At 71.4% G+C, this 16,465-nt stretch carries 15 protein-coding genes and 2 tRNA genes; 7 read left to right on the forward strand and 10 right to left on the reverse strand.

What is annotated here, in order from left to right; genetic code table 11:
• The first annotated feature begins 10 nt into the window (after positions 1 to 10).
• From aroA to AC07AW_RS02505, 3 genes are all read left to right on the forward strand, one after another.
• Positions 11 to 1,342, forward strand: coding sequence for a 3-phosphoshikimate 1-carboxyvinyltransferase (gene aroA / locus AC07AW_RS02495; protein WP_351184082.1), 1,332 nt, complete (start codon positions 11 to 13; stop codon positions 1,340 to 1,342).
• Positions 1,343 to 1,345: 3 nt separating this feature from the next.
• On the forward strand, positions 1,346 to 2,356 hold the full coding sequence (rsgA, locus tag AC07AW_RS02500) for a ribosome small subunit-dependent GTPase A (RefSeq protein WP_478813670.1): 1,011 nt from the start codon (positions 1,346 to 1,348) through the stop codon (positions 2,354 to 2,356).
• Positions 2,357 to 2,448: 92 nt separating this feature from the next.
• Positions 2,449 to 2,772, forward strand: coding sequence for a DMT family transporter (locus AC07AW_RS02505; protein ID WP_392150638.1), 324 nt, complete (start codon positions 2,449 to 2,451; stop codon positions 2,770 to 2,772).
• Here AC07AW_RS02505 and AC07AW_RS02510 read toward each other — a convergent pair.
• Positions 2,664 to 3,299, reverse strand: a complete 636-nt coding sequence (locus AC07AW_RS02510; protein WP_478813671.1) for a TetR/AcrR family transcriptional regulator — start codon at positions 3,297 to 3,299, stop codon at positions 2,664 to 2,666. The two genes, AC07AW_RS02505 and AC07AW_RS02510, sit on opposite strands and share 109 nt — an antisense overlap.
• 139 nt (positions 3,300 to 3,438) lie before the next feature.
• Here AC07AW_RS02510 and hisN point away from each other — a divergent pair, with 139 nt between their 5' ends.
• Together hisN and AC07AW_RS02520 are read left to right on the forward strand one after the other, a co-directional pair.
• Positions 3,439 to 4,239 carry a histidinol-phosphatase gene (hisN, locus tag AC07AW_RS02515; protein WP_478813672.1) on the forward strand — a complete coding sequence of 267 codons (801 nt, stop codon included), beginning with the start codon at positions 3,439 to 3,441 and terminating at the stop codon, positions 4,237 to 4,239.
• A 139-nt stretch (positions 4,240 to 4,378) separates the two neighbouring features.
• Positions 4,379 to 4,768 (forward strand): CBS domain-containing protein, encoded by a 390-nt coding sequence (locus AC07AW_RS02520; RefSeq protein WP_478813673.1) that lies wholly within the window; start codon positions 4,379 to 4,381, stop codon positions 4,766 to 4,768.
• A 65-nt stretch (positions 4,769 to 4,833) separates the two neighbouring features.
• On the opposite strand, the gene AC07AW_RS02525 is transcribed toward AC07AW_RS02520, so the two are convergent.
• Positions 4,834 to 6,285, reverse strand: coding sequence for a catalase (locus AC07AW_RS02525; protein WP_478813674.1), 1,452 nt, complete (start codon positions 6,283 to 6,285; stop codon positions 4,834 to 4,836).
• Positions 6,286 to 6,454: 169 nt separating this feature from the next.
• Here AC07AW_RS02525 and AC07AW_RS02530 point away from each other — a divergent pair, with 169 nt between their 5' ends.
• On the forward strand, positions 6,455 to 6,874 hold the full coding sequence (locus tag AC07AW_RS02530) for a Fur family transcriptional regulator (protein ID WP_382867180.1): 420 nt from the start codon (positions 6,455 to 6,457) through the stop codon (positions 6,872 to 6,874).
• A 110-nt stretch (positions 6,875 to 6,984) separates the two neighbouring features.
• Here AC07AW_RS02530 and AC07AW_RS02535 read toward each other — a convergent pair.
• The 4 genes from AC07AW_RS02535 to AC07AW_RS02550 all read right to left on the reverse strand — a co-directional run bounded on the left by AC07AW_RS02535 (position 6,985) and on the right by AC07AW_RS02550 (position 12,299).
• Positions 6,985 to 7,058, reverse strand: a tRNA-Met gene (locus tag AC07AW_RS02535).
• A gap of 47 nt (positions 7,059 to 7,105) precedes the next feature.
• On the reverse strand, positions 7,106 to 9,073 hold the full coding sequence (locus AC07AW_RS02540) for an SEL1-like repeat protein (protein WP_478813675.1): 1,968 nt from the start codon (positions 9,071 to 9,073) through the stop codon (positions 7,106 to 7,108).
• A gap of 203 nt (positions 9,074 to 9,276) precedes the next feature.
• Positions 9,277 to 9,350 (reverse strand) — tRNA-Met (locus tag AC07AW_RS02545).
• A 45-nt stretch (positions 9,351 to 9,395) separates the two neighbouring features.
• Complete coding sequence (locus AC07AW_RS02550) at positions 9,396 to 12,299, reverse strand: UPF0182 family membrane protein (RefSeq protein WP_478813676.1); 2,904 nt, start codon at positions 12,297 to 12,299, stop codon at positions 9,396 to 9,398.
• Positions 12,300 to 12,434: 135 nt separating this feature from the next.
• Here AC07AW_RS02550 and AC07AW_RS02555 point away from each other — a divergent pair, with 135 nt between their 5' ends.
• A complete protein-coding gene (locus tag AC07AW_RS02555) occupies positions 12,435 to 12,986 on the forward strand; it encodes a PPA1309 family protein (RefSeq protein WP_478813677.1) in 552 nt (183 codons plus the stop codon).
• A gap of 82 nt (positions 12,987 to 13,068) precedes the next feature.
• Here AC07AW_RS02555 and AC07AW_RS02560 read toward each other — a convergent pair whose 3' ends face one another.
• The 4 genes from AC07AW_RS02560 to AC07AW_RS02575 form a co-directional block, all read right to left on the reverse strand.
• Positions 13,069 to 14,157 carry a YlbL family protein gene (locus AC07AW_RS02560; RefSeq protein ID WP_478813678.1) on the reverse strand — a complete coding sequence of 363 codons (1,089 nt, stop codon included), beginning with the start codon at positions 14,155 to 14,157 and terminating at the stop codon, positions 13,069 to 13,071.
• A gap of 65 nt (positions 14,158 to 14,222) precedes the next feature.
• The gene (locus AC07AW_RS02565; protein ID WP_478814402.1) at positions 14,223 to 14,357 is read right to left on the reverse strand and encodes a hypothetical protein; all 135 of its coding nucleotides are present in this window, start codon (positions 14,355 to 14,357) and stop codon (positions 14,223 to 14,225) included.
• Positions 14,358 to 14,582: 225 nt separating this feature from the next.
• Positions 14,583 to 15,044: a molybdenum cofactor biosynthesis protein MoaE gene (locus AC07AW_RS02570; RefSeq protein ID WP_478813679.1), complete on the reverse strand. Its 462-nt coding sequence runs from the start codon at positions 15,042 to 15,044 to the stop codon at positions 14,583 to 14,585.
• 115 nt (positions 15,045 to 15,159) lie between these two features.
• The gene (locus AC07AW_RS02575; protein ID WP_478813680.1) at positions 15,160 to 16,269 is read right to left on the reverse strand and encodes an SDR family oxidoreductase; all 1,110 of its coding nucleotides are present in this window, start codon (positions 16,267 to 16,269) and stop codon (positions 15,160 to 15,162) included.
• Between the last annotated feature and the right edge of the window lie 196 nt (positions 16,270 to 16,465).

The following is a 16,465-nucleotide window of genomic DNA, read 5'->3' on the forward strand; positions in this document are numbered from 1 at the left end:
CAGTGAGTCCATGACCGCAGCAGCTTCCGCGCACACCGACCCGCCCACCGACCTCTGGCCCGCCCCGTATGCGAGCGGCGCCGTCGACGCGACCGTCACCGTGCCCGGATCGAAGTCGGTCACCAACCGCGCCCTGGTCCTCGCCGCGCTCGCCGCCGAGCCGGGCTGGCTGCGCCGCCCGCTGCGCTCCCGCGACACCCTCCTGATGGCCGAGGCGCTCCGTACCCTCGGCGTGAAGATCGAGGAAGGGGTGGGCCCCGACGGCTCCGGCGAGGCCTGGCGGATCATCCCCTCCCCGCTGCGCGGCCCCGCGACCGTCGACGTCGGCAACGCGGGCACGGTCATGCGCTTCCTGCCCCCGGTCGCGGCCCTCGCCGACGGCCCGGTGCGCTTCGACGGCGACCCCCGCTCCCACGAGCGCCCGCTGCACGGCGTGATCGACGCGCTGCGCGCGCTCGGCGCCCGGATCGACGACGAGAGCCGGGGCGCGCTCCCGATGACCGTGCACGGCGCCGGGGGCCTGGACGGCGGCACCGTCGAGATCGACGCCTCCTCGTCCTCCCAGTTCGTCAGCGCCCTGCTGCTGTCCGCGCCCCGCTTCAACCAGGGCGTCGAGGTACGGCACGTGGGCAGCCGGCTCCCCTCGCTCCCCCACATCCGGATGACGGTCGACATGCTGCGCGCGGTCGGCGCCCGGGTCGACGAGCCGGAGCACGGCGGCGAGCCCAACGTGTGGCGGGTGGCGCCCTCCGCGCTGCGCGGCCGCGACCTGGTCGTCGAGCCCGATCTGTCGAACGCGCAGCCGTTCCTGGCGGCGGCCCTGGTGACCGGCGGCCGGGTGACGATCCCGGACTGGCCGGAGCGGACCACCCAGCCGGGCGACGAGCTGCGCCGGATCTTCACCGAGATGGGTGGCTCCTGCGAGCTCACCGACGCGGGCCTGACCTTCACCGGAACGGGCCGGATCCACGGCATCGACGTGGACCTGGGCGAGGTCGGCGAGCTGACCCCCGGCATCGCGGCGGTCGCGGCCCTCGCCGACTCCCCCTCGACCCTGCGCGGGGTGGCCCATCTGCGGCTGCACGAGACGGACCGGCTCGCGGCGCTCACCAAGGAGATCAACGAGCTCGGCGGCGACGTGACCGAGACCGAGGACGGTCTCCACATCCGCCCGCGCCCGCTGCACGGCGGCGTCTTCCACACGTACCACGACCACCGCATGGCGACGGCGGGCGCGATCATCGGCCTCGCCGTCGAGGGCGTGGAGATCGAGGACGTGGCGACGACGGCCAAGACCTTGCCGGACTTCCCGACGATGTGGACCGAAATGCTCGGGGTCTGAACCATGCGGCGCTACGGCAAGCACACCGACGAGGACGACATCCGCCAGCGGCCCAACCGCAAGGGCACCCGTCCCCGCACCACCATCCGCCCGAAGCACGAGGACGCCGTCGAGGGCATGGTCCTCACCGTCGACCGCGGCCGGCTGACCTGCCTGGTCGAGGACCGGACCGTGACGGCGATGAAGGCGCGCGAGCTGGGCCGCAAGGCCGCCGTCGTCGGCGACCGGGTCTCCCTCGTCGGCGACCTCTCCGGCGAGAAGGACACGCTGGCCCGGATCGTGCGGATCGGCGAGCGCAGCTCGGTGCTCCGGCGCACGGCCGACGACGACGACCCGTTCGAGCGGGTGGTCGTCGCCAACGCCGACCAGCTGGCGATCGTCACCGCGCTCGCCGACCCGGAGCCGCGCCCCCGGCTGATCGACCGCTGTCTGGTGGCGGCGTACGACGGCGGGCTCGAACCCTTCCTGGTGATGACGAAGTCGGACCTGGCGCCGCCGGAGAAGCTTCTGGAGCTGTACGGGGACCTGGACATCCCGCACGTGGTGGTGAACCGCGAGGAGCTGTACGACGGCGGGGCGGCCGACCGGGTGCGGCAGTATCTGGACGGGCGGGTCACGGCCTTCGTCGGGCACTCCGGCGTCGGGAAGACGACGCTGGTCAACGCCCTGGTGCCGGAGGAGAAGCGGCGGATCACCGGCCGTGTGAACGCGGTGACGGGCCGCGGCCGGCACACCACGACCTCGGCGCTCGCGCTGCCCCTCGACGCGGCCGACGGCTGGGTCATCGACACCCCGGGCGTGCGCTCCTTCGGTCTGCACCACGTCGACCCGTCCCGGGTCATCCACGCCTTCCCCGACCTGGAGCCGGGCACGGAGAACTGCCCGCGCGCCTGCAGCCACGACGAGCCGGACTGCGCGCTCGACGCGTTCGTGGCGGAGGGGCACGCCGATCCGGCGCGGCTGTTCTCGCTGCGGCGGCTGCTCGCGACCCGGGAGCGACGCGAGGGCGACTGAGCCGTCGGCGTTTACGCCTGCTCGCTGCCGGTAAGTGCATAATCGCACCAAGTGAGACGAAGCAGTCACCGACGGCGTGGGAGGCACTGACGATGGCGTGGCTGCTGGTGGTGATCGCGGGGATCCTGGAGACGGGCTTCGCGGTCTGCCTGAAGCTCTCGCACGGTTTCACCCGCCTCTGGCCGACCATCGCCTTCGCGGCGTTCGCCCTGGGCAGCTTCGGTCTCCTCACCCTCGCCCTGCGGAAGCTCGACGTGGGTCCGGCGTACGCGGTGTGGACGGGGATCGGCGCGGCCGGGACGGCGATCTACGGCATGGTCTTCCTCGGTGACGTGGTCTCCACGCTCAAGATCGTCTCCATCAGTCTGGTGATCGTGGGGGTCATCGGACTCCAGCTCTCCGGCTCGGCGCACTGAGGGGTCACCGGCAGCACCGGTGCGACGACGTGGCTCAGGGCGATCCGTACGGCGAGTTCGCAGCCGGCCGCCCATTGCTCCCCCGCCGAGGCCGCGGCCTCCGCCACGAGCTCGCCGGGTGCGGGCGGCCCGGCGTCGGCGCGCCGCTGGGCGGGGACGGGGGCGGGCCGGGCGCCGGGGCGTACGGGCCGGGGCTGGGGCAGCCGCTCGTTCCAGGCGCCGGTGAGCAGGGCCCGCAGTATCGGGCGGACGGCGGCGCGGGCGACGATCCACTCGGCGACGGCGACGAGGTTCCGCTCGGGCGGGGCGGGGGCGGCGAGCAGGTGCCGGACGCCCTGGAGGTAGGCGTCGGCCTCCCTCCGTACGAGGGCACGGGCGAGCCCCTCCTTGGAGCCGAACTCGTTGTAGAGGGTCTGCCGGGAGACCCGGGCGGAGGTGGCGAGGTCGGCCATCCGCACGGCGGACCAGGGGCGGTGCGCGAGCGCGGCGAACGCGGCGTCGAGCAGTGCCTCGCGGGCGTTCGCCATCCTCACCTCCGGGAGGGAACGGTTCTCCGCTCAGCGTCGACAGCAGCCCACACCCTGTCAAGGGGCTCGCAGGGACCGTCCGGGCCGCCGCGATGGACGGTTCCGCGCGGGTCTCCGGCTCGGGGATAGAGTGCCGAGCATGGCCGACTACCACGATGATCTGCGTCTCGCCCACGTCCTCGCGGATGCCGCCGACGCGGCCACCATGGACCGATTCCAGGCGCTCGACCTCAAGGTCGAGACGAAGCCGGACATGACTCCGGTGAGCGAGGCCGACAAGGCGGCGGAGGAGCTGATCCGCGGTCAGCTCCAGCGCGCCAGGCCGCGCGACGCGATCCTCGGCGAGGAGTACGGCGTGGAGGGCACGGGCCCGCGCCGCTGGGTGATCGACCCGATCGACGGCACGAAGAACTATGTGCGCGGGGTGCCGGTCTGGGCGACGCTGATCGCGCTGATGGAGGCCGGGGAGACCGGCTTCCAGCCGGTGGTGGGCGTGGTGTCCGCCCCGGCGCTCGGCCGGCGCTGGTGGGCGGCGAAGGGCCTCGGCGCGTACACGGGCCGCAGCCTGGCCTCGGCGACCCGGCTCGGCGTCTCGAAGGTGGCGTCCCTGTCGGACGCCTCCTTCGCGTACTCCTCGCTGAGCGGCTGGGAGGAGCGGGGCCGCCTCGACGGCTTCCTCGACCTCACGCGCGCGTGCTGGCGGACCCGGGCGTACGGCGACTTCTGGCCGTACATGATGGTCGCGGAGGGTTCCGTGGACATCTGCGCGGAGCCGGAGCTGTCCCTGTGGGACATGGCCGCGGTCGCGATCGTGGTCCAGGAGGCCGGTGGCACGTACACGGGCCTGGACGGCCGGCACGGCCCGCACAGCGGGAACGCGGCGGCGTCGAACGGCCTGCTCCACGGCGAGCTGCTCAGCTACCTGAACCAGGAGAGCTGAGCGCCCCCGGCGCTCCCCGGGGGCGCCTCGCGCGCCCCCTTGTCGACCCCTCGCCCCGGTGCCACTCTGAGAGTCCCCCCGATTGTGAACTTGTGAATTTCTTCTCTTGGAAGAATTCACCGAGGAGGTGGCTCCCTTCATGCTCGTCCGTGACGCCATGAGCACGGTGGTCCTCACCATCGGCCCCGCCCACACCCTCCGGCAGGCAGCCCGACTGATGGCGGCGCGCCGCGTCGGCGCGGCCGTCGTCCTCGACACCGATGCCGGCGGCCTCGGCATCCTCACCGAACGCGACATCCTCAACTCCCTCGCCCGGGACCAGGACCCCGACCGGGAGACCGCCGGCTCCCACACCACCCGTGACGTCGTCTTCGCGGCGCCCGGTTGGACCCTGGCGGAGGCGGCCGAGGCCATGACGCGCGGCGGCTTCCGTCACCTCGTCGTCCTCGACGACCGGGGCCCCGTCGGCATCGTCTCCGTACGCGACATCATCCGCTGCTGGATCCCGGTGCACAGCGTCGCCGGGTGAGCATGCGAGAGCGGGCCGGACTCCGTACGGAAGTCCGGCCCGCTCTCCACCTAAGGCAAGCGCCCTCAGCCGCGCAGGGCCTGGACCGCGGCCTCGAGCCGCTTGCCGAAGTCACCGTCCGCCTGGCGGAAGTTGCCGATCGCCCGCTCGGCGATGTCGTCGCGCGAGACCTTGGCGATGAAGCCGGCCAGGTTCGCGACGAGGCGGCTCTTCTCGTCCTCGGACATCAGGCGGTAGAGGTTGCCCGCCTGCACGAAGTCGTCGTCCTCGGCGTGCGAGGGGGCGGCGTGGTCGCCGGTCACGCCGGTGACCGCGGAGCCGGCCCAGAGCGGCTTGTCCGTCTGGTACGGGCCGCCGAAGCTGTTCGGCTCGTAGTTCTTGGCGCCCTTGTGGCGGCCGTCGTAGAGGAAGCCGTCACGCGCGTGCGTGCGCGCCTCGGTGGCGTGCGGGCGGTTCACCGGCAGGTGGTCGGCGTTGATGCCGACGCGGTAGCGGTGGGCGTCGCCGTACGCGAAGAGGCGGCCCTGGAGCATCTTGTCCGGGGAGGGACCGATGCCCGGCACGAAGTGCGCGGGGCTGAAGATCGACTGCTCGACCTCGGCGAAGATGTTCTCCGGGTTGCGGTTGAGCTCCAGCTTGCCGATCTCGATCGGCGGGTAGTCCTCGTGTGGCCACACCTTGGTGAGGTCGAAGGGGTTGAAGCGGTAGTTCGCCGCGTCGGCGGCGGGCATGATCTGGACCTGCACGGTCCAGCTCGGGAAGTCGCCGCGCTCGATGGCCTCGCGCAGGTCGCGCTGGTGGGAGTCCGGGTCCTCGCCGGCGAGGCGGTTGGCCTCGTCCTGGGTGAGGTTCTTGATGCCCTGGTCGGTCTTGAAGTGGTACTTGACCCAGAAGACCTCGCCGGCCTCGTTGTTCCACTGGAACGTGTGCGAGCCGTAGCCGTTCATGTGGCGGTACGAGGCGGGGATGCCGCGGTCGCCGAAGAGCCAGGTGACCTGGTGCGTCGACTCCGGGGAGAGGCCCCAGAAGTCCCAGACGTTGTCCGCCTCCTGCGAGCCCGTGTACGGGTCGCGCTTCTGGGTGTGGATGAAGTCGGGGAACTTGATGGCGTCCTTGATGAAGAACACCGGGGTGTTGTTGCCGACGAGGTCGTAGTTGCCCTCTTCGGTGTAGAACTTCAGCGCCCAGCCGCGGGGGTCGCGCACCGCGTCCGCCGCGCCGAGGTTGCCCGCGACGGTGGAGAAGCGCAGGAAGGTCTCGGTCTCCTTGCCGATCTCGGAGAGGAACGTGGCGCGCGTCCACCGCGTGACGTCACGGGTCACCGTGAAGGTGCCGTAGGCGCCCGCACCGCGCGCGTGGACCACGCGCTCCGGGATGCGCTCGCGGTTGAAGTGGGCGAGCTTCTCCAGGAGGAGCTGGTCCTGGACGAGGACCGGACCACCGACGCCCGCGGTCTCGCTGTTCTGGTTGTCCGCGACCGGAGCCCCGGCCTCCGTGGTGAGCGGTCCCTGCGTCACGTGCGCCTCCTGTGTGAAGTCCTGCGTGTCCTGTCCCTCGGCCGAGTTCCCGCATGGGATCTTGGCCAGTACCGGTTTCGATCCTACAATGGACAATGTCTAAGTCAAGTAGACATCCAAAGTCACACCCGTTCGGGACCCCGATCCCCCGGCTGTTAGGCTGGCCCTCATGAGTGACCTGTTGGAACGACTGCGCGGACGCGGCTGGCGGATGACCGCGCAGCGGCGTGTCGTGGCCGAGGTCCTCGACGGGGACCATGTGCACCTGACCGCCGACGAGGTCCACGCGCGCGCTGTGACGAGGCTGCCGGAGATCTCGCGCGCGACCGTGTACAACACGCTGGGCGAGATGGTGACGCTCGGCGAGGTCATCGAGGTCGCGACCGACGGACGCGCCAAGCGGTACGACCCCAACGCCCACCGGCCCCACCAGCACCTGGTCTGCGGCCGCTGCGGCGCGATCCGCGACGTGCACCCGGCCGGCGACCCGCTGGCGGACCTCCCGGACGCCGAGCGCTTCGGATTCACGATCTCGAACGTCGAGGTCACGTACCGGGGCATCTGCCCGAGCTGCGCCACGACGGCCTGACGACCTACGGAAAAGCCCCCGCTCCGGCGGGGGCTTCTTCGTACCCCGGAACACGGATACGACGAAGGCCCGGATCCAGTGACTGGATCCGGGCCTTCGTTGCTACTGAGTAGCGGGGACAGGATTTGAACCTGCGACCTCTGGGTTATGAGCCCAGCGAGCTACCGAGCTGCTCCACCCCGCGTCGGTGAACACCACCTTACGGGACCGTCCGGAGCAGGGCAAATTCGTTTACGCCGTGAGCTCCTGGTGCAGCGCCTCGCTCAGCCGGGCCGCCCGCTCGGCGACCTCCGCCGGGCCCAGCTCCACCGCGCGGTCGCACCAGCGACGCCCCTCGGTGAGCTCGCCCCGGCGCGCCGCGAGCAGCGCGAGCCGGAGCGCGGCACGGCCGTGGCCCGCCCGGGCCGCGCGGGTCCACCAGAGGGCGGCCTCCCGCTCGCTGCCCTCGCGGGCGAGGAGCAGCCCGAGGTTGAAGGCACCGTTGCGGCTGCCCGCCTCGGCGGCCTCGCGGTACCAGCGGTCGGCCTCGGCCAGGTCGCCGCGCCCGGCGGCGAGCATCCCGACCCGCACCTGGGCACGGCGGTGGCCCTGCTGGGCGGCCCGCTCGTACCACTCCTCGCACTCGGACTTCTCCTCGCGGGGCGCGCCGAGCACGGCGGGGCCGGGCTCGGGGCGACGCGCGTCGAGCACCGAGGCGAGCCGGAAGGCGGCCTCGGCGCTGCCGCCGCCGGCCGCGCACCGCAGGTGCCGCTCGGCGGTCTGCTCGTCGCCGTCGCGCAGGGCGGCGATGCCGACCTGGAGGGCGGCCTCGGTGTGTCCGGCGGCCGCGGCCCGCTCGTACCAGACGAGGGCCGTGCGGTCGTCGTCGCGGCCGGCGTGCAGGATGCCCAGGTTGAAGGCGGCGTCCACGCTGCCGGCCTCGGCGGCCTTGGAGAACCAGGGCTCCGCGCCGTTGGCGTCGCCGGCCTGGAGGAGCAACACGGCGAGCGCGTTGGCGGCCTCGCGGTGGCCCGCGTAGGCGGCGCGCCGGTACCACTGCTCGGCCTGCGGGATGCGGTCCTGGGCGGCGCAGAGCAGCCCGAGGTTGTAGGCGCCGTTGACGTCGCCGGCGTCCATGGCGGCCCGGTACCAGCGCTCGGCGGTCTGCTGCTCACCGCGGGCGGCGTGCAGGGCTCCGAGCGCGTTGGCGGCGTTGCCGTCGCCGTCCTGGGCGGCCCGCAGCCACCACACGGCGGCGCTCTCCTCGTCGCCCGCGTCGCGGAGCAGGAAGCCGAGTGCGCAGGCGGCCTTCGCCTCGCCCTCCTTGGCGGAGCTGAGGTACCAGCGGCCGGCCTCCTTGAGCTCGCCCCGGTGCTCCAGGATGGCGCCCAGGTGGAGCGCGGCCCGCCGGTGGCCGCGCGCGGCGGCCTGCCGGAACCACTGCTCGGCCTCGGCGGTCTCCCCGGCGCCCTCACCTGCGGGCTGCACGGGCACGGCGATGCCGGTCGCGGCCGTGCCGGACGGCACGATCGCCCTGGTGCCGGGGACCCGGAGGCGGGTGCCGGTCTCGTGCGGTCCGCGCGTGGTCTCGGTGGCGCGGCGCTCCAGGGCGAGCGCGAGGCGGAAGGCGGCCTCGCGGTGGCCCTGCTCCGCGGCGGCGCGCAGCCAGCGCTCGGCGCCGACGTCGCTGCGGTGCTCCAGGAGGTCGGCGAGGGCGTACGCGCCGAGGGCGTGGCCCTGCTCGGCGGCCTGGCGCAGCCAGTACTCGGCGGCCGGCTCGTCGCCGCGCTCGCGGTGGTGGCGGCCGAGGGCGTGGGCGGCGGGGGCGGAGCCGGCGACGGCGGCGACCCGCCACCAGCCGGCGGCCTCCTCGGCGTACCCGCGCTGGTGGAGCAGGACGCCCAGGTTGTTGGCGGCGGCCCGGTCCCCCTCGGCGGTGGCTCCGCGCAGATACGGCTCGGCGCCGTCGAGGTCACCGCGGCGCAGCAGCAGGGCGCCGAGGGCGCTCATCGAGGCGAGGTCGCCCCGCTCGGCGGCCCGCCGGTGCCGGGCCTCGGTCTCGGTCTCGGTCTCGTTCTCGGCGTCGGTCTCGGCGGTGGTGTCGACGGCCGCATCGACGGCCCCTACTGCCTCGATGATCTCGTCTGCGGCGTTTCTGGCGTGCCGCTGCACAAACCGCCCTGTCTCCAACAGAGTTGCCCTGTCCCCCATAAATACCATCGTCGCACCACCCGCAACCCGAGCACACCTGGTATACCGCAGCCAGTGAGGTCACTCAGCGTTTTGTCGACATGCCCACAGAGAGACAAGTCAAACACGACTCACGCCAACTCGCCCCTTCCCTACCGCTCTTCGGCACCCCCGGGCACGCCGACACACGACAAAGGCCCGGATCCTTATGGATCCGGGCCCTTGTCCTCTAGTAGCGGGGACAGGATTTGAACCTGCGACCTCTGGGTTATGAGCCCAGCGAGCTACCGAGCTGCTCCACCCCGCGTCGGTGAAACCACAGTATCACGACGCGGGGACGGAAAAGCTCAGGTCAGCCGCCTGACCCGGGGGTCTTGAGCTTCGCACCGGCGTCAGCGGCCCGCTGGAGCGCCGCCTGGAGGTCCTCCTGGGCCTTGCCGTACGCGGTCCAGTCACCCTTCTGCAGAGCGGCCTGGCCGGCGTCGTACGCCTTCTGGGCGTCGGCGATGGCCTGCTGGAGGGCCGCGTCGTTCGAGGCCGGCGGCTGGGTCGTGCCGGGCGGCTTCGTGGTGCCCGGCGGGGTCGTCGGCGCGGTGGGCGCCTCCACCCCGAAGACCGCGTTGAGCGCCTCGGTGAGGTTGTCCTCGAACACCGTGGTGTCCTTGGTCGTGTCACCGTTCGGCTGGTCCGCGTCCACGTACGACACCGCGACCTTCTTCAGGAGCGGATAGAGCGCGTTGCGCCCCTGGGCGTACACCGGCTCCACGTACAGGAACCCGCCGTCGAGGGGCACGGTCAGCAGGTTGCCGTACTGGATGTCCGAGTCGGCGCCCTTCATGTCCCGGACGAAGGTGGCCACGGAGGGCAGACTGTTGAGCTTGCTCTGCACCTGGGCCGGGCCCGGGACGTCCTCGGTGACCCGCAGCAGTCTCAGCCGGCCGTACTCCTTGCTGGTGGCGTCGGCGTCGACCGCCATGAAGGCGCCCAGGTTGGGCCGCCCGTTCGGCGTGAAGGTCGTCGTCAGCGAGAAGCGCTGCGCCGTGTCCGCGGGCATCTTCATGCTCAGGTAGTACGGCGGGACCGCGTTGCCGTCCTTGTTGGTCGGGTCGTCCGGCACCTGCCAGGCGTCCGAGCCGCTGTAGAACTGCGCGGGGTCGGTGACGTGGTAGCGGGTCAGCAGCTCGCGCTGGACCTTGAACATGTCCTGCGGGTAGCGCAGGTGCGCGAGCAGGTCGCCCTTGATCTCGGACTTCGGCCTGACCGTGTCCGGGAAGGCCTTCATCCAGGTCTTGAGGACCGGGTCCTGGGTGTCCCACTCGTAGAGCTTCACCGTGCCGTCGTAGGCGTCGACGGTGGCCTTGACCGAGTTACGGATGTAGTTGACCTGGTTCTGCTGGGCGACGACCGTGCGCTGCTGGTTGCCGACGGTCAGCGAGTCGGCCGTGGTGTCGCCGAGCGTGGTGCGCGAGGCGTACGGGTAGCCGTTGGTCGTCGTGTAGGCGTCGATGATCCACTGGATGCGGCCGTCGACGACCGCCGGGTAGGCGTCGCCGTCGATGGTCAGCCAGGGCGCGACGGCCTCGACGCGCTCCTTGGGCGTGCGGTTGTAGAGGATCCGCGAGCCGTCGCCGATGGCCCCCGAGTAGAGGATCTGCGGCTCACTGAAGGCCACCGCGTACGCGGCGCGGTTGAAGGTGTTGGAGAGGCTGACGCCGCTCTTCTCCTTGTAGCTGGTGGTCTTCTCGCCGTTCTCCTCGTAGTCCAGCTCCTTCTGCGGGCCGCCCACGATCGAGTACTGGTCGGTCTTCTCGCCGTAGTAGATCCGCTGCTGGTACGTGCCGAGGGAGCCCGTCGTCGGCAGTCCGGACTCGGTGAAGACCGGGGAGCCGTTGGCGTCCGTCTGCGTGCCCGAGGCGAGGATCGCGCCGTAGCCGTGGGTGTAGGTGAAGTGGTCGTTGATCCAGTTCCGCTTCGGGATGCCCCGGATGTTCAGCTCGCGCAGACCGACGACGGTGTCCTTGCCGGCGTAGCGGTCCACGTCCAGGGTGGTCGGGAACTGGTAGTACTTCCGCTTCTGCTCCAGCTGCTGGAACGTCGGCGACACGATGTTCGGGTCGAGGAGCCGGTAGCTGGCCGCCGTGTCGGCGTCCGCCCGCAGCTTGTCCTTGGCCTTGACCGTCGACTTGCCCGAGTAGTTCTCGGCCTTCGTCCCGTCGATCGCGTAGGCCTTGCGGGTCGCGTCGATGTTCTTCTGGATGTACGGCGCTTCCTTGGCCTGCTCGTTCGGCTGGACCTGGAACTTCTGCACGATCGCCGGGTACAGGCCGCCGATCAGGATCGCGGAGAGGACCATCAGACCGAAGCCGATCACCGGCAGCTGCCAGGTGCGGCGCCAGAGCGTCGCGAAGAACAGCAGCGCGCAGATGACGGCGATGCAGAACAGGATGGTCTTCGCCGGCAGGTAGGCGTTGGCGTCCACGTACCGCAGGCCCGTCCAGTTGCCGGTGGCCTTGAAGTCACTGGACTTCACCGCCAGGCCGTACCGGTCGAGCCAGTACGCGACGGCCTTGAGCGCGACGAAGAGGCCGAGCAGCACCGAGAGGTGGCCGGTGGCCGCGGCGGTGGCACGCGCGCCCGGGCTGGTGATCCTGAGCCCGCCGTACAGGTAGTGCGTGAGCGCGGCGGCGATCAGCGACAGGACGGCGGCGGCGAAGCCGAACGCGAGAAGGAAGCGGTACCAGGGCAGATCGAAGGCGTAGAACGACACATCGAGGTCGAACTGCGGGTCCTTCTGGCCGAACTTCACCCCGTTGACCCACATGAGCCAGGTGCGCCACTGGCCGGACGCGGAGGCGCCGGCGATCAGGGCCACCAGGGCGGTGACCGCGAGCAGCACCCACTTCTTGAACGGGGCCAGACCCATCCGGTACCGGTCCAGGCTCTGCTGCTCCAGCGACATGGCGCTGAGCGGCGGCCGCAGCCGGTAGGCCAGCCAGATGTTGAAGCCGACGGCGAGCCCCATCAGCAGGCCGAAGACCGCGAAGAGGCCGATCTTGGTCCACAGGGTGGTGGTGAACACGGACGAGTACTCGACGGAGCGGTACCAGAGCCAGTCCGTCCAGAACCCGGCGAACATCACGAACGCCATGGCGAGGACGGCCAGCACCCCGAGTGTCATGAGCAGGGTGCGGGCCCGCCGGGACGGCCGGCCGACTCTCACCCTCGGCCCGGACGGGCCTTGGCCACGGTCCGGCATCTGGAAAGCCAACGTGCGCCCCTCGATGTTGATGCGTCTGAAAGCAGGCCCAGCGATCGTAGAGCCCACTGATGCAACTTACTGAGGCTTTACCTAGTTCCCGTCTTCCGGGGAAGAGGAGGCAGGATATTGGTCATGTCCAACGTTTCCCCCTCCGGCCCGGCCATGGCCGCGAGCCCCCTCACCCGCGCAGTGCTCGAGATCGACGAGTACGCGTCGGGCCTCGGCTGGGACCAGCCCGCCCGCCTGTTCGCCCTGGTCGACACCGCACGACTGCGCGCCCAGGAGCCCAAGCTCGCCTCCCAGCTCGGCCTGGGCGACGACGCCACCGCCTACACCCCGATCGAGCAGGACAAGCTGCCGCGCGGCAAGGCCCTCGACGAGTTCCTCGGCACGATCGCCTGGCCCGACGGCGTGGCCGGCTGCGCCCTGACCGTCGAGCGGCTCATGCTGCCCCCGTCGGCCGAGGCCCAGGTCCCGCAGGGCCTGAACGAGAAGCAGCTCGCCAAATGGGTCGCCGGGCACCCGGACCGCCAGGAGGTCCGGATGACCGTGGCGGTGCTGCGGGACGGCGCCCGCGAGGCGGCGATCCGGCTGCGCGAGAAGGACTCCGCGACCGAGGTACTGACCGGCCCCGACCTGGTGCCGGGCCTCGCCGAGGCGCTGGCGGCGACCTTCGAGAGCTGAGACCCGGATGCGAGAAAGGGGCTCCCGGCCGGGAGCCCCTTTTCCGTGGGTACGCGCGTGCTCAGCGGGTACGCGCGTGTACTCAGCTCTTCGAGCAGCTCGGCAGGGTCTTCGTGTCGCCCTTGCGGAGCTTCTCCAGCGACTTCGTGGCGTCGTCGATGGTGTTCACCTTGATCAGGGTGAGCCCGTCGGGCGTGTCCGCGGCAGCCGCATCGCAGTTGTCGGCCGGGGTGAGGAAGTACTCGGCGCCCGCGTTGCGCGCACCGACCAGCTTCATCTCGATGCCGCCGATCGGGCCGACCTGGCCCTGGTCGTCGATGGTGCCGGTGCCGGCGATGAACCGGCCCTCGGTGAGGCTCTCCGGGGTGAGCTTGTCGACGATGCCGAGGGCGAACATCAGACCGGCGCTGGGGCCGCCGACGTCGGCCAGGTTGATGTCGATCGTGAACGGGAAGACGTGGTCGGTGCCGGCCTGGATGCCGACGACGGCCCGGTCGCCCTCCTCGGAGGTCGTGGTCCTGATGACCACCTTCCGGGTGACGGTGGGCTCCTTGTGGGCCTTCTCGGCAGCGGCCGCCTCCTTGGCGGGGACGATCGTGAACTCGACGTCCTGGCCGGGCTTCCGCTTCGTCACCTGCTTGGCGACGTCACCCTGCTCCTTGACCGGCACGCCGTCGACGGCCTTGATGACGTCCCCGGCATGCAGCTTGCCCTCCGCCGGGGCGCCCTTGACGACGGTGGCGACGACGACCCGGGCGACCACCGGGATGCCCAGCTCCCCGAGGGCCGCCACCTTGGCGCTCTCCTGGGACTGGCTGAACTCCTCGGCGTTCTCCTGGCTCGACTCCTCCTCGGTCTTGCCGTCCGGGTAGAGGGTGTCGTGCGGCACCACCACGTTGTCGTGGGCGAGCCATCCGTAGACGGCCTCGACGGCGTTCATCTTGTAGTCCGCGCTGGTGACGCGGACGGTCGTCATGTTGAGGTGACCGTCGGTCGGGTAGGTCTTGCGTCCCGAGATCTGGAGGACCGGTTCTCCCCTGGCCTCGCCGAGGGTGTTGACCGTGGGACCGGGGCTCATCTCCGCGTACGGCACCGGGATCAGGACGCCCGCGATGAGCAGACAGATCAGGACCAGGGTGGAGGCGAGCATCGTCGCGGTGCGGCGTGGCATGGAACGACAGTACGGGACTCGTCTGTGGGTGCACCCCTGGGGCGGTCCGTACGAGGCGGCCCGCGTCAGCCGGACGTGGAGGTGGTGACGGCGGAGGCCGTCGCGGCCGGTTCGCGCTCCGGACGAACGGAATCGGCGGTGGCGACGTGGGTCCGCTCCATGGCGTCCCGGAAGCGGGCGTACCCGGCGAGTTCCGCCACGTCACCTATGGTCTTGTTCCTCGAAGCCCAGCTTCCCCATATCGCCGCGCCGACGACTGCGAAAAGCGGAATCAGCAACCAGGCCAGCGCTGCCATCCCGACCTCCCATCCCCAGTGAGTTGATCAGCAGACTGTCTCATCTGTGAGGTCAACGCTGGCGCCTGGGGGGCGGTTACGCAAATCGGGCGTTCGGCTACACCCTGTCGGCGCGTCGCCTTGCCTGCTTCAGCAGGCCCCGACCCACTCCTCTGTGCCGTCCGAGAAGGTCTGGTGCTTCCAGATCGGGACCTCGTGCTTGAGGTCGTCGATGAGCTTGCGGCAGGCCTCGAAGGCCTCGCCGCGGTGCGGGCAGGAGACGGCCACGACCACCGCGAGGTCGCCGACGCGCAGGTCGCCGACGCGGTGCACGGCGGCCAGGGCGCGCACCGGATAGTTCGCCACGACCTTCTCGGCGACGCGGCGCAGCTCCGCCTCCGCGGTCGGATGGCAGGAGTAGCCCAGCGCGTCGACGTCCGCGCCGCCGTCGTGGTTGCGGACGGTGCCGACGAAGAGGGTGGTACCGCCGGCGGCGTCGTCTCCGACGGCCCGGAAGACCTCGTCGACCGAGAGCGGGGTGTCACGGATCGCGAGCAGCTTGATCGGGTCGTCCGCGACCTGCTCGCCGGGGTGGTCGTGCGTCTGCGCCATGCGCCCATGGTGCCGCACGGCTCCGACATCCGGTAAGGGACCTTTCGACCTGTGGACAGGACTTTCCGTAGGAGGGTCCTACAAGCCGCCTCTCCCCAGCCCGTCGCGCCGCCCGCTACAGCCCGCGCCGCTTCCGCATCTGCCGCACCAGGGCAGCCGTGCCGAGCAGCGCCACCGTGGCACCGGCCGCACCGGCCGCCGTGGCGTCCTTGCGGCCCAGGCGGCGGCCGGCGACCGTGTGACGGCCCTCGACCTCCTCCAGGAGCGCGGCGAGGACCTCCTCGTTCGTCCACTGGGGGCGCCAGCCGGCGTCGTGCAGCCGTCCGACGCTCACCACCCATGGGTGCATCGTGTAGGCGAGGTCGCCCGCCGGGGACGGGGTGAGCCCGATCCGGTGGAGGCGGGCCGCCGTGCCGAGGGCGACCGCGGAGGGCAGCTCCATGCGGCGGATGCCGGAGAGCTCCTCGACCTCCTCCTGTTCGAGCCAGCCCTCGCAGCCGACCGCGAACTCCCCGTCGACCTTCTCCAGGGCCGCGTACTCCAGGGCGCTCACCAGGTCCTCGACGTGGCAGAACTGCCAGGTGGGCCGGGATCCGGCGACGACGAGCAGCCGGGGCGACTCGAAGTAGCGGGTCAGCGCCGTGTCCGTACCGCCGACGAGGACGGCGGGGCGGACGACGGTGACGTGGAGGCCGGGGTGGGCGCGGGGGGCGCGGCGGCCGAGCCGCTCGATCTCCAGCATGTCGCCGACGCCGGTGGCCTCCGCAGTCGCCTTGAGCTCGGCGTCCTCGGAGAGCGGGATGTCGTTGTCGGGCAGGGCGCCGTAGACCATGGCGGAGGTGCAGAGCACCACCCGGTGGACCCCGGCCGCGGCGGCGGCGGTGAGGACGGTCTGGGTGCCGCGCACGTTGTAGGCCGTCCGGGCGGCGGGGTCGGTCTCCAGGTCGAGGTCGACGGCGAGGTGCACGACGACGTCCGCGCCGCGGAGCTTCTCGGCGATGGCCGGGTCGCGCACGTCGAGGATGTGCCACTGCGCCTCGGCGACCTCGCCCCGGCGCTCGTCGATGGCGATGACCCGCTTGATCTCCTCGGAGGCGGCGAGGCGCCTGGTCAGCAGGTCACCGACGCCGGAGGCGGCACCGGTGACCGCGACGACGGGGCCGCGCACGGCGGACCGGGTTGAGGGGTTTCGCGCTCCGCGAACCTGTGGATCTGGGGAACTCACCGGGCGTCTCCAGCGGTTGTCTTCAGTACGTACGCGCATGACGCGTACGGACCAGGTGGCGTCCATCCTGCCGCAGGGCACGGCCCGGCGGAGCACCGAGCCCATTTCCGGCCCGGATGTCTACGCTGGTGGTGTGCGGGGCCTGTCGGATCAGGCCCTGGTCGGGCAGTCGCCGTCGGCAGGAGGCCGGCGGCCC

The organism is Streptomyces sp. NPDC044003, assembly GCF_056435185.1.

Excerpts from the sequence above, each read along its gene's own strand:
- hisN (WP_478813672.1), top strand. The coding sequence starts at position 3,439 with ATGGCCGACTACCACGATGATCTGCGTCTCGCCCACGTCCTCGCGGAT.
- aroA (WP_351184082.1), top strand. The coding sequence starts at position 11 with ATGACCGCAGCAGCTTCCGCGCACACCGACCCGCCCACCGACCTCTGG.
- AC07AW_RS02530 (WP_382867180.1), top strand. The coding sequence starts at position 6,455 with ATGAGTGACCTGTTGGAACGACTGCGCGGACGCGGCTGGCGGATGACC.
- AC07AW_RS02510 (WP_478813671.1), bottom strand. The coding sequence starts at position 3,299 with ATGGCGAACGCCCGCGAGGCACTGCTCGACGCCGCGTTCGCCGCGCTC.
- AC07AW_RS02550 (WP_478813676.1), bottom strand. The coding sequence starts at position 12,299 with ATGCCGGACCGTGGCCAAGGCCCGTCCGGGCCGAGGGTGAGAGTCGGC.
- AC07AW_RS02540 (WP_478813675.1), bottom strand. The coding sequence starts at position 9,073 with ATGGTATTTATGGGGGACAGGGCAACTCTGTTGGAGACAGGGCGGTTT.
- AC07AW_RS02505 (WP_392150638.1), top strand. The coding sequence starts at position 2,449 with ATGGCGTGGCTGCTGGTGGTGATCGCGGGGATCCTGGAGACGGGCTTC.
- AC07AW_RS02520 (WP_478813673.1), top strand. The coding sequence starts at position 4,379 with ATGCTCGTCCGTGACGCCATGAGCACGGTGGTCCTCACCATCGGCCCC.
- AC07AW_RS02560 (WP_478813678.1), bottom strand. The coding sequence starts at position 14,157 with ATGCCACGCCGCACCGCGACGATGCTCGCCTCCACCCTGGTCCTGATC.
- AC07AW_RS02570 (WP_478813679.1), bottom strand. The coding sequence starts at position 15,044 with ATGGCGCAGACGCACGACCACCCCGGCGAGCAGGTCGCGGACGACCCG.
- rsgA (WP_478813670.1), top strand. The coding sequence starts at position 1,346 with ATGCGGCGCTACGGCAAGCACACCGACGAGGACGACATCCGCCAGCGG.
- AC07AW_RS02555 (WP_478813677.1), top strand. The coding sequence starts at position 12,435 with ATGTCCAACGTTTCCCCCTCCGGCCCGGCCATGGCCGCGAGCCCCCTC.